Source organism: Maribacter sp. MS6, from assembly GCF_056839185.1.
On the sequence record NZ_CM166389.1, the window covers coordinates 4,049,272 to 4,061,292 of the forward strand.

General features: G+C 40.2%; 12 protein-coding genes. 5 read left to right on the forward strand and 7 right to left on the reverse strand.

Annotation, left to right across the window (positions count from 1 at the left end):
* Positions 1 to 56: 56 nt before the first annotated feature.
* From MS6x_RS17675 to MS6x_RS17690, 4 genes are all read right to left on the reverse strand, one after another.
* A complete protein-coding gene (locus MS6x_RS17675) occupies positions 57 to 473 on the reverse strand; it encodes a DUF2141 domain-containing protein (RefSeq protein ID WP_482603942.1) in 417 nt (138 codons plus the stop codon).
* A gap of 136 nt (positions 474 to 609) precedes the next feature.
* Complete coding sequence (locus MS6x_RS17680; RefSeq protein WP_482603944.1) at positions 610 to 1,377, reverse strand: SOS response-associated peptidase; 768 nt, start codon at positions 1,375 to 1,377, stop codon at positions 610 to 612.
* A gap of 97 nt (positions 1,378 to 1,474) precedes the next feature.
* Positions 1,475 to 1,972, reverse strand: coding sequence for a CIA30 family protein (locus MS6x_RS17685; RefSeq protein WP_482603946.1), 498 nt, complete (start codon positions 1,970 to 1,972; stop codon positions 1,475 to 1,477).
* A 150-nt stretch (positions 1,973 to 2,122) separates the two neighbouring features.
* Positions 2,123 to 2,830, reverse strand: coding sequence for a class I SAM-dependent methyltransferase (locus MS6x_RS17690; RefSeq protein ID WP_482603948.1), 708 nt, complete (start codon positions 2,828 to 2,830; stop codon positions 2,123 to 2,125).
* Between the two features lie 260 nt (positions 2,831 to 3,090).
* Between MS6x_RS17690 and MS6x_RS17695 the strand changes: the two genes are divergently transcribed.
* Both MS6x_RS17695 and MS6x_RS17700 read left to right on the forward strand, forming a co-directional pair.
* Complete coding sequence (locus MS6x_RS17695) at positions 3,091 to 4,677, forward strand: amidohydrolase (RefSeq protein WP_482603949.1); 1,587 nt, start codon at positions 3,091 to 3,093, stop codon at positions 4,675 to 4,677.
* A 457-nt stretch (positions 4,678 to 5,134) separates the two neighbouring features.
* A complete protein-coding gene (locus tag MS6x_RS17700) occupies positions 5,135 to 5,518 on the forward strand; it encodes a winged helix-turn-helix transcriptional regulator (RefSeq protein ID WP_482603950.1) in 384 nt (127 codons plus the stop codon).
* Between the two features lie 36 nt (positions 5,519 to 5,554).
* Here the strand turns inward: MS6x_RS17700 and MS6x_RS17705 are convergent, their stop codons facing one another.
* The gene (locus tag MS6x_RS17705) at positions 5,555 to 6,772 is read right to left on the reverse strand and encodes an RsmB/NOP family class I SAM-dependent RNA methyltransferase (protein ID WP_482603951.1); all 1,218 of its coding nucleotides are present in this window, start codon (positions 6,770 to 6,772) and stop codon (positions 5,555 to 5,557) included.
* Positions 6,773 to 6,844: 72 nt separating this feature from the next.
* Here MS6x_RS17705 and MS6x_RS17710 point away from each other — a divergent pair, with 72 nt between their 5' ends.
* Entirely contained in the window at positions 6,845 to 7,870 is a 1,026-nt protein-coding gene (locus tag MS6x_RS17710) for a WD40/YVTN/BNR-like repeat-containing protein (protein ID WP_482607190.1), read from the forward strand.
* Between the two features lie 70 nt (positions 7,871 to 7,940).
* Here MS6x_RS17710 and MS6x_RS17715 read toward each other — a convergent pair whose 3' ends face one another.
* On the reverse strand, positions 7,941 to 8,753 hold the full coding sequence (locus tag MS6x_RS17715) for an MBL fold metallo-hydrolase (RefSeq protein WP_482603953.1): 813 nt from the start codon (positions 8,751 to 8,753) through the stop codon (positions 7,941 to 7,943).
* Between the two features lie 338 nt (positions 8,754 to 9,091).
* Between MS6x_RS17715 and MS6x_RS17720 the strand changes: the two genes are divergently transcribed.
* Positions 9,092 to 9,979 carry a hypothetical protein gene (locus MS6x_RS17720; RefSeq protein ID WP_482603954.1) on the forward strand — a complete coding sequence of 296 codons (888 nt, stop codon included), beginning with the start codon at positions 9,092 to 9,094 and terminating at the stop codon, positions 9,977 to 9,979.
* An 86-nt stretch (positions 9,980 to 10,065) separates the two neighbouring features.
* On the opposite strand, the gene fumC is transcribed toward MS6x_RS17720, so the two are convergent.
* Positions 10,066 to 11,463 (reverse strand): class II fumarate hydratase, encoded by a 1,398-nt coding sequence (gene fumC, locus MS6x_RS17725; protein WP_482603956.1) that lies wholly within the window; start codon positions 11,461 to 11,463, stop codon positions 10,066 to 10,068.
* 242 nt (positions 11,464 to 11,705) lie between these two features.
* Here fumC and MS6x_RS17730 point away from each other — a divergent pair, with 242 nt between their 5' ends.
* Positions 11,706 to 11,879 (forward strand): hypothetical protein, encoded by a 174-nt coding sequence (locus tag MS6x_RS17730; RefSeq protein ID WP_482603958.1) that lies wholly within the window; start codon positions 11,706 to 11,708, stop codon positions 11,877 to 11,879.
* The last annotated feature ends 142 nt before the right edge of the window (positions 11,880 to 12,021 follow it).

Sequence of the window (12,021 nt, forward strand, 5' to 3'; positions counted from 1 at the left end):
AGAAATATACATAGCTCCTTCATGAGGAGCTATGTTTTAATTAATGAATTATTTCTTTAAAACCGAATCCTAAACTCTAAGTCTTCTCCGCCTACTTCAAATTTAGAATTAGCGAAACTCGGTGGGCCATAGGTGGTTTCACCGGAAGTGGCATAGTTCTCTTTTGGCATACCATTGGCTTCAAAATCCATTCTGTTGTTTTTGTTTTTGTCATGTAGTAACATTAAAGCGAAAGTGCCCTTTTGTACGTTTTCAAAGGTAAGTGTGAGTTCACCTTTGGTGGCATCCATTTCTTGGTTGACTATGCCGGGGCCTTTCATAAAGGTTTGTTCCGTATGTAATGCTCCCATTACTTTTCCTTCATCCGACATCACGTTTTCGATGGTTACCGTTACCGTTACTCCTTCGCTTTCTTGTGCGTTACTTGTTAACGTACTCAATACTACTGCTAAAATAAGTCCAATTGTTTTCATGTGATTTGTTATTTAAGTGTTTATCGTTGGGTCAAATCTCCAATAAAGCAAGAGGATTTTAAAAACGGAACTACCCAATTGTAGAATGATACCGACGAATTGTACCGAGCGGGTTTTTAAATGGAATTGGAATGTGCTAGGAAGCTTTGAGCGCTGGGTAAACTACTTCATCGGAAACACTAGCCACATTCCCTTGATATTCTTTTCCGCGGAGCCGTGCTACAGGATGTGCAGTAAGTTCCTCATCTGACAAGGGTGCAATGAGTTTTTGAATATCTTCTTTGTCCGTAGCAGTCACAATAGGTGCAAGCCATGCATCTTCCAACGCTTGTGGAAGAATTAAGGGCATCCGTGGTGCTTTTAGTTTGGGATTATTATGAATGTGCTGCATAAGGGCGTTGGCTTCTGTGGTAACAATGGTGAAGCTGCGTAATAAACCCTTGGTCTCTGGATTGCGCCATTCGCTCCATAGTCCTGCGAGGGCTAGGGGCTGGTTTTCTTTATGATGTATAAAAAAGGGGTAGGCTTTTCCTGCTTGGTGATGATGCTCATAGAAGCCATCTACATAAATTATGCAGCGTTGGAGCAGCGCGGCATCCTTAAACGCAGGTTTCTCAAATAAGGTTTCACCTCTGGCATTTAGGGTAGCGTTCCATAATGTTTTCTGTTGTATTTCGTCCTTTGTCCAATGTGGTACAAGTCCCCATGTAGCGACTTCTGGAAAATTGGATGAACGGTCCGTATAAATAAGTAGCTCTGGATGGCTAAACCCAGAAGCATGGTGCAATGGTAAATCGGTTAGAGGTGCTAAACGTTCACGGATTTCTGCAATGGCCTGCAGGTCCTGGTCTTTCTCCGCTCTTTTAAGCTGGGTTTCTAAACTGGTTTTAATGTCGTAGCACATAGGGGGTCGGTCATTATGCAAAAGCTAATTTGTAATAAGGTAGAAAGATATATAATTTGGGTTTTCATCTATTGTTCGTTTTTCTAGATAGAATTGATTATTTTTTTAAAACTGCTATAGACTCCAACAACAACTCAAACTTTTGCGGCTTTTTGTTCCCTATCAAAAACCTCATTTCTTCAATCGTATCTTGATCAAAGTTGGGCAGGTCTACTTTTCTCCCACGAAAGGTAGGGTGGAGGTCGGCCAAGGTAAATTCTAGGGTTTGCCAATCTCCCGTAGTCTCAAAGGTAGTGATGTAGCTGTAACTGTGGCGTCGTTTGTCCTTTATGCGAAATTGGTAGGAGTTTCCATCCCCTTTAAGGCGAATTCGCATGGTACTGTTACTTTTTACCGTTACAGTCCCTACATCGTACTTAACAGAAGAAAAGCCACCGTTATTTTCTAGAGAGACTTCTCCAAAGAATTTTCCATAGCCTTCATCAGAGAGTATAAAGTTGCCAGAAGAGCGGCCACCCATGACCACATCGTCCACCACGGTCCAATTTTTAGTTGTTGGATTTTCTTTAAAATCTATTAAGGTTTGTGCAGTCATACATAAGGATGTTAGAAAGAAGAATATAAGTTGTTTAATTTGAAAAATTTTTGTGCTATACATATTTTCTTGAACTACTAGGATGTCACTTTTGAGACGCCACTTCATCTGATATGATTGCTAATCCTAACCACCGGAAATAACATAAAGCTAACTTTTCACAAACACCATACAGTGCTGCCAGGGAAGGTTATCGTGATTATCTTCCAATTCTAGGTCTAGGGCTTTCATCTCCTTAATGGCTTGGGCTTCGGTCATTTTATGTAAGTCTTTAATGGGAACTGTCGGATCCTCGCCTCGGTATTCAATGAGATACAGCTTGGCATTGGCTCGCATGGCTTTCTTTATCGAGGCCATCATCTCAAAGGGGAAATTCATTTCGTGGTATACATCAACAATCAGTACCTTATCCACGGAATTGGGTTTTAGGTTCGCGCTTTTTTCGCTTCCTTTTACTAGGGCGACGTTCTCAATTTTACCTTCTAGTTTTTTACTCCGCATGGCGGCCAACATTTCATCTTGGATATCAACGGCATAGATGGTACCGGCTGTTGCCATGTCCGCCATTTTAAACACATGGTAGCCAGAACCCGCACCAATATCCGCAATATCGTCCGTTTTGGAGATATTCATATTTTCCAATAGGGTAGAGGTATTTTCCTCTTTTTCGCGCTCGTCTCGTTCTAGCCAAGACATGCCTTGGTAACCCATAACGTGTGAAATTTCACGCTCCATATACCACTTACCAATACCGTCGTAGGCACCCTTCTTAAATTCGTATCTACTTTCTTGGGCGTATAGGAAACTGGTGGTCAAAACTAGGAACAGACCAAGGAATAGCATTATTCTCTTTTTCATAGTCGTGATTTTTCTTTATTCATAGCGGCTTAAAGTTAAGAATTATGTGAATTTATACTCCTAAAGAAAAGCTTAAAGTTGCAGTTTTTTATGGCACTTATGACTCCTCGGTTTATTATAAACCTATAAAATGAATCTTGTACCGACTCAAACTTCTATTTAGGACTCCTTAGCATTGTAATTTCTCAAAAACATAGCCATTTTCAAAAATTGAACTAGTTTTTATGTATCTTTTTCCTGCTTAATTCAAATAACCAACCATGAAACAAAAAATTATACTAGTCGTACTTGCGCTAGGTGCTGTTACAACTACTTATTCACAAAAGAAACTATCCAAAAAGCAAATCGAAAAATTAAAATTAGAGGCCGCTGCCATTGTTGAAGCCAACAAAAAGCAGTCCCAAGTAATGGTAGACAAGATATTTAGTTTCGCCGAACTTGGATTTCAAGAGGTAGAATCCTCCAAATACCTAACTGGAATATTGGAAGAAAACGGTTTTGAAATTGAAAATTCAATTTCGGGTATTCCTACCGCTTGGTTCGCTACATGGAGCAATGGAAAAGGACCCACCATTGCACTGGGAAGCGACGTCGATTGTATACCAAAAGCATCACAATATCCGGGTGTGGCCTACCATAAACCGATTGTAGAAGGTGCGCCCGGACATGGAGAAGGACATAATGCGGGAATTCCAATGAACATCTCCGCTGCCTTAGCGGCCAAGGAGGTGATGGAACGCGAGAACATTGGAGGTACACTGCTTGTCTGGCCGGGAATCGCAGAAGAACTGGTTGCTGCCAAAGCCTGGTACGTAAGAGACGGATTGTTCGATGCTATAGACATGTGCATTTTTACTCATGTGAGTAACAATTTTAGTGTTTCTTATGGTCCTACAAGGGGTACCGGACTAATCTCGGTCGAATACTCTTTTGATGGTGAATCTGCCCACTCCGCTGGGTCTCCTTGGCGGGGTAAAAGTGCGCTCGATGCAGCCGAATTAATGAATATTGCATGGAACTATAAACGAGAGCATTTGCATCCGCTACGTCGTTCTCATTCTATTTTTACGGATGCAGGTGATCAGCCTAACGTGGTGCCCTCTAAAGCATCGATATGGTTTTATTTTAGAGACATTAAGTATGAAGGTATAATGGAGATGTACAAAGAGGCAAATCAAATTGCCGAAGGTGCCGCTATGATGACGGGCACAACCGTGAAACATAAAGTACTTGGCGCTGCTTGGCCCAGACATTACAACAAGGTGATAGCAGAAACGATGTACGAGAACATCAAAAATGTTGGCTTGCCTACTTGGTCCGAAGACGACCAAGCCTTGGCCGAAGCCGTACAGACAGAGGTAAATTCGGAAAAAATTGAAGGCTTAAGCACCGAGCTTGCTCCCCTAGGATTACCGGTAATTGAACCGATTAGTGGTGGTTCGGACGATATTGGTGATATTTCTTGGAAAGTACCTACGGTTACGATGCGTTTCCCGTCCAACATTCCTGGGCTGCAAGGACACCATTGGAGCAATGCGATTTCAATGGCTACGCCTATTGCACACAAAGGGGTAGTGGCAGGAGCCAAGGCAGAAGCAATGACGATTCTCGATTTCCTTTTAAATCCAGAGCTATTGACGGGAGCATGGGATTATTTTAACAATGAACAAACCAAGGAAACCAAGTTTATTCCTATGATTTCGGAAAGTGATATGCCGCCCATCTATTTAAATGCAGACAAACAAGGTCAATTTAGGTCCGATTTAGAGAAATTCTATTTTGACGAAACTAAGTTCGATACCTATTTGGAACAGTTGGGGGTGGAGTATCCTACTTTGAAAAAATAGAATCATAGTTTTATTCTTACAACCCGTTGTGCATTTTGATTGTATTTCTAGGAATAGATGTCATTTCGAGTGAATTTTGTGACCTTTTCGAGAACAAAATTTGTATCGAGAAACTTTTTAGCCTAAAAGGTTCTCGATACACTCGATTTTACCATTAAATAATTGTAAAATCCAGCACTCGAACTGACATGGTCTACAAGTTTATCCATAATGCACAACGAGTTCTTACAATATAATTCATGAAGGTGTTTCTTAATAGCATCTCCATGAATTCCGTTTTAGTTTAACAATCATACCATAAATCTTAAGCACTCTATTTTTGATTTAAGGTGATTGGTGAATTCATTTAAAACTATAGAATTCTGACGGTACTAATGTTATGATGGTAACTGGTATTCTAGTATTTTAGCCATCTTAAAGTTACATTCCTAAAATCGATTTGAAACCAAAATAGCGTATGGCCACGAAAGAAACGAAACAAGCAACTACCTGTGGAGTTACAACGTGTATGAAAACGTTGGATAGCAAATGGAAACCCATTATCCTATTTAAAATCGCAAAAGGAGCAAACCGATTTACGAAGCTGCTCACCGCCGTAGAAGGTATAAACAAACAAATGTTGAGTAAGCAACTGCGTTCGTTGGAGAAATCTGGGGTATTGGAGCGCAAAACTTTTCCAGAAATTCCACCGCGGGTAGAGTATTCAATAACACCTTTTGGGAAATCATTACTGCCTGTTGTGCAGTCCATGCAACGCTGGGGAGCTAAGCAAACAGGAGCTACAAAAGAGAAAACAAAAGTAGACACGAAAGCTGTATCGCAACAAACCGCCCTATTTTAAATTCAGTGCTAAAATCTGGGATTTGGCTACTTAAAACTATACCAACTTCTTTTCCAATAATGCCATATAGAAACCGTCAAACCCACTTTTAGAGGCATAGATTTTCTTTTCGCTGATAAGGGTGAAATCTGCACCTTCTTCACTGGATAAAAAAGACTTTACCTGATCGTTGTTTTCCTGTGGTAGAATTGAGCAGGTGGCGTACACCATTTTACCGCCGGGTTTTAAGATTTTACTGTAGCTTCCTAAAATTTCACGTTGTGTCTTTGCGATTTTCTCCAGGAACTCTGGTTGTAGCTTCCATTTGGTATCGGGGTTTCTTCTAATAACTCCCAAACCAGTGCAGGGTGCATCTATAAGCACCCTATCCGCACTTCCGTATAGCTTTTTGAATACCTTGGTAGAATCGATTTCCCTTGGCTCAATATTGTGCGCTCCGTTTCTTCTAGCGCGTCTTTTAAGTTCTTTTAGTTTACTGCCATAGATATCCATGGCAATCAACTGCCCTTTGTTTTCCATTAAGGCGGCAAGATGCAGGGATTTACCACCAGCTCCCGCACAGGTATCTACGACGCGTTGTCCGGGTTTAACATCTAACATAGCGGCTACCAACTGAGAAGAGGCATCCTGTACCTCAAAAAAACCATTTTTAAAAGATTGGGTTACGAACACGTTCGCTCGTTCCGGTAAGCGCAATGCCAGCGGATAACCTTTAATCGGTTCCGTAACAATACCTTCGTCCAAAAGGGCTTTCCGCAATGCCTCTCTGCTGGTCTTTAGCGTATTTGTTCTAAGGATAACTTCTGCAGGTTCATTCAGTTTTGCTATTTCGGCCGTCCATAGCTTTTCACCAAGCGATTTCTCGCATAGTTCATCTATCCAATCCGGTACCGCTTCACGGTATTTTCTAATTTTGGAAAGCTCATCGAACTTGCCTTTGATACGGCGTTCCGGTGTTGGTTCTATCTGTTTCCAATCTGGTAGGGCAATCCCTTTAAGTACGGCCCAAACAGCCCACATACGGAATAAATCGGGCCTACTAAACGGTTCCTTTACATCGGCGATTTCTGCATAGAGACGCTTGTACCGTACCATTTCGTAGGTAGTTTCGGCAATAAAACCTCTATCTCTGGCTCCCCAGCGCTTATCAAAACGCAATACTTTCTGAACTACCTTGTCGGCATATTCATTCTCATTGAATATTAAATTCAAGGCATCTATTACGGCAAATACGAGGTTTCTGTGCAGTTTCATTCTTAAAAATTAAGGGTGCAAAGGTATTGTTTTAGAAGCGATTCCCTTTATTTTTGAGAAACTTTAATGAAGATGAGAAACTTTGGCCTTTTACTAGTATTTGCTTTATTTTTTTCCTGTACGGAGGTGGTAAAGAAAGCTCCGTTTACGGAAGTGGAAGTAGATACGCTTTATACAGACTCTTTGAGTATACGCGCTATAGAAATTATGGGCAATAGCCTTGCTTTTGCGGCCAACAAAGGAACTTTTGGAACTATTGACCTAAACAACGGGAAAGTGAGAGCTAATGTTCAAAGGTACGACACTATACTACCCGAGTTTCGTGCCGTGGCGCATACGGCTACCGATTTTTTTATGTTGTCTGTTGCAAACCCTGCGCTACTTTACAAGACTGGTGATCAAGGAAGCATGGAGCTTGTATATAAAGAAGAAGATGATGCCGTTTTTTATGATGCGTTGACGTTCTGGAATGATAAGGAAGGTATAGCGGTAGGTGATAGCATGGATGGTTGTATGAGCATTCTCATTACCCGTGACGGAGGTAAGACATGGAAGAAACTGCCCTGTAATGAATTGCCTGAAGAAATTGAAGGCGAAGGTGCTTTTGCTGCGAGTAACACTAATATTGCTGTTGTTGGAGACAAAACGTGGGTTGCCACAACCAAGCGCATACTATTCTCTCCTGACAAAGGTCGAAGCTGGAAGGTTCAACATACGCCTATTAGTACTAAAGAACCTACCGAGGGTATCTACTCTATCCATTTTTATGATGAAAATGTAGGTGTAGCGATGGGTGGGGATTACACCGATCCGGAACGAAATACTTTGAACAAGGCCAAAACGACGGATGGAGGTTTGACTTGGAAGTTGATAGCAGACGACACTTTACCTAATTATAGGAGTTGTATTCAATTCGTACCAGGAACCGAGGGAAAAGAAATTGTAGCACTAGGGTTTACGGGCATTGTCCATTCTGCAAATCAAGGTGAATCGTGGACACAGCTATCGGACGAATCTTTTTTTACACTTCGCTTTCAAAATGATTCCATTGCGTACGCGGCCGGTAGAAATAGAATTGCCAAGTTGACCTTTAAATAAGCAGCATGATAATTATTGTTGATTGATTGTCATTTAGTTATGAGGATGAATGAAATGATTTCATGAAATCTTAATACGCTTCGGAAGGATACCAGTCCAGTTGAACAACTTCTATTTCCGAGCTTCCTTTTTGGACCATTTCCTTAAATTTTGATACATCGCTCACATCGGGGTTTCCTCTGTAGTGATAAGGATACACTTGTTTTGGGCTAAATTCCAACACGGCGCTGGCAGCGCTTTCGGGTGTCATGGTATAGGGCAGATTCATACAAACAAAAGCTTTATCTATGTTCTCTAAGGCCCTCATTTCAGGAATATCCTCGGTGTCCCCGGAGAAATAAAGCCTATTTCCGCCCATATTTAATACGTATCCGTTCCCTCTACCTTTCTCGTGAAATTTAAGTGATTCCTCGCGCAGATTGTACATAGGGATAGCTTCGACCGTGATACCGAAACGCTCTTTGGAATCTCCATTGTCCAATACATCTAATTGTGGTGTATAAGGTTCAGGAATCAAATCGGCTACGGCTTGCGGAACAATTATTTTTGCTTTGGAGGTGTCGAAAGCTTCAAGCGTTTCCAAGCTAAAATGGTCTCCATGAATATCGGTAATCAATATTAAATCAGGTTGTTTTTGTCCTTCGAATACAGATGCGCCACCAACCGGGTCAATATAAATGGTAAGGTCGTTCCACTCCAAAACCACCGTCGCGTGTTGGATAGGATTTATACTAATGTCTGTGGTTTGAACCTTATTTTCTTCTTTAGGCGCTACCTCCGACGCTAACTCAGCTTCGGCATCGATTATCGGTTTTTTATTTTGTTTTTCTTTACACCCGGTAAACAGTATGCAAGCAATAATTACGTAGCCAATTAGTTTCATGATAACCGTGGTTTAATTTTATTTGAAGTTAAAGATAGCTACAATTTTTAAAATCATTTATTAGGGTTTTGTATTTCTCATCCCATCCAAGTACCATTTTGAAGAAGCGATGTTCGGCGTTTTTATTCGAGACCACACTTTAACATTGGGGAGGATTTTTAAGAATATTTAAGATAAAATGGTATTTCATCTATGAAGTTGGTCCTTTAGACGAATAAAGGGCTAATCATGCATACATTTTTTTCAAGAAAAAATCTAAAAATAGATTCAGTACGTATATAGTCCGATAGAAAAACTAATTTTATCAAAACCAAAAAAAAACAATTTAATAGTTCATTATGACTGAAACGAAAAATAACAATGGGTTAAAGGTATTGGCAGCGCTACTAGGTGTTGTGCTAATAGCTACAATTATCTACACCGTAAGTCTTTATCAAGACAAGCAAAAAACTGAAAAAGACCTTACCACTGAAAAAGAATTGGTTGTTGAGGATTTAAATAGTCTAAAATCCGAGTACGACAAGGCAATTTTAGAGAGTAACGCAACCAATGAAGAATTGGTTTCTGCAAGGGATAACATTGCACGATATATCGATTCTGTAAAAACCATGAAAGCTGACATCTCTTCTTTAAGTAGATACAGAAGGCAAGTTGGTGTATTAAAGGCAGAAAGAGCAAAATTGATTAAGCAAGTAGATTCCTTACAAAGGTCTAATACTGCTATCGCCATGCAAAGGGATAGTACCTATGTAGAATTAGAGAAGCAAACAGTTTTTAACGATTCTTTAGTGGTACAGAATACCAGCTTGGCGCAGGCTGTGGAAAGAGGATCGGCATTGAATCTTTCTAAAATAAACGTAGATGCCGTTAGGGAAAGAAATAGTGGTAAGTTATCCTCTACGACAAGGGCCAGATCTACTGATAAATTTAAAATTTGCTTCACAATAGCGGATAACGTAATTGCAGATGCCGGCGATCGTGAGTTTTATTTAGAAGCCTTAGATCCACAAGGTAACGTTGTAGGTCAGAGTATGTCCAAGACTAATGATAATGGTGCATCTATTACCTATAGTCAAAGCACGAGTTTCTACTATGAAAACAAATCCTTGGATATTTGTGACTACTTGAACAAACCTGCGGGAGATTTCCAAAAAGGCCAGTATATGGTAAACGTATACGATGATAAGCTAAAATTATTGGGAACTTCACAGTTCACTTTAAAATAGAAAACACTAATCATATCTATAAAAAAGGGAGGTTCCAACTGGAACCTCCCTTTTTGCTTTTATAAACATATTGGCTAAATCCCTTTTTACTCTAAGCTGCCCACCATCTGTTCTGGCTTAACCCACTCATCGTACTGCTCTGCTGTCACATAACCTAAGTTTACGGCTTCCTCTTTCAGGGTAGTGCCATTTTCATGCGCCGTATTGGCTATCTCTGCAGCCTTGTAATACCCAATTTTGGTATTTAAAGCAGTTACGAGCATTAAGGAATTATTTAATAATTGTTTGATTACTTGATGATTTGGGGCAATGCCGGCAGCACAATTGATATCGAAACTTGTACATGCATCCCCAAGCAACTGAGCCGATTGCAAGATGTTCGCCGCCATCATCGGCTTAAATACATTAAGTTCATAATGGCCCTGTGTTCCTCCTACGGTTACTGCAACATCATTACCCATAACCTGGGCACATACCATGGTTAGGGCCTCACATTGAGTGGGATTCACTTTTCCTGGCATAATAGAGCTTCCCGGTTCATTTGCCGGGATAGTGATCTCTCCAATACCAGAGCGTGGTCCGGAGGCCATCATACGAATATCATTAGCAATTTTATTTAAGGAAACTGCTAATTGCTTTAGCGCACCATGACTTTCTACAATCGCATCATGCGCCGCCAAAGCTTCGAACTTGTTTTCAGCTGTTATAAACGGGAGGCCAGAAAAATCTGCGATATATTTTGCGACCAACACGTCATAACCTTTTGGCGTGTTTAAACCTGTGCCAACGGCGGTGCCACCTAGTGCAAGCTCCTGCAAGTGTGGTAAGGTATTCTGTAACGCCTTAAGCCCATGGTCCAATTGTGAGACATAACCGGAAAATTCCTGACCCAAGGTTAGGGGAGTGGCATCCATTAAATGGGTACGCCCTATTTTAACAACTTTACTAAATTCTTGAGCTTTACTATGTAAGGTGTTTCGCAATTGAGTAATGCCCGGAATAGTAACATCTGTAATCTTTTTATATGCAGCAATATGCATTCCGGTCGGAAACGTGTCATTGGAGGACTGCGATTTGTTAACATCATCGTTGGGCTGTATCGTCTTTTCGCCTTCTCCAATTTTATGTCCTGCAATTTCATGAGCACGGTTGGCGACCACCTCGTTAACATTCATGTTACTCTGTGTACCAGATCCTGTTTGCCAGATAACCAACGGGAATTGATTATCGTGCTTTCCTTCTAGAATTTCATCACAGACTTGTGCAATCAAATCTCTTTTTGTTTTGGAAAGTACACCTAGCTCGCAATTTGTGTACGCTGCAGCTTTTTTGAGGTAAGCGAAGCCGTAGACAATATCCAAGGGCATAGATCCAGAAGGTCCTATCTTAAAATTATTTCTAGAACGTTCGGTCTGTGCACCCCAATACTTATCGCTGGGTACCTTAACCTCGCCCATCGTGTCCTTTTCTATTCTGTATTCCATATGTTAATTACTTATAGTGGTTATAAAAACTGATAATACAATAGCACTAAACAAGCTTATGACTTTAGTATAGTAGTGTAAAGTCTAACTATTGCAAATTTAATACTTAGTGATTAAGCTAAAAATAAAGGTTCAAAATATATTTATAGCGTATAACGGAGTAAAATCTTGAATTAATTTTATTTTTTGCTTGCAAAAAATAATACGATTATGGTATCTTTGTTTTAGATAAGTAAGATACTATGTTTGAATTTGACCAATATTTAGGATTTTTAGCTTTTTTGACCATTTTAACAATAGGTTTTTGGTTAATGATTTTTTTGTTGCTGTTCGTTGTGCCTTACTGGTTGGGCGGTAACATAATAGAACTTTTGAAAGAAAAACGACAGGCAAAGAAAGCCGAAAGAGAAGCATAAAAAAAGAAGCCACTTTGGCTTCTTTTTTACTTTAACAATTATGCGATTGCCATTTCTTATCTAATATTCTATTGGCTAAAAAGCCTATACTTTACTAATGATTCAATAATTACTTACGGCTCCATTGAAATTACTCGTACGC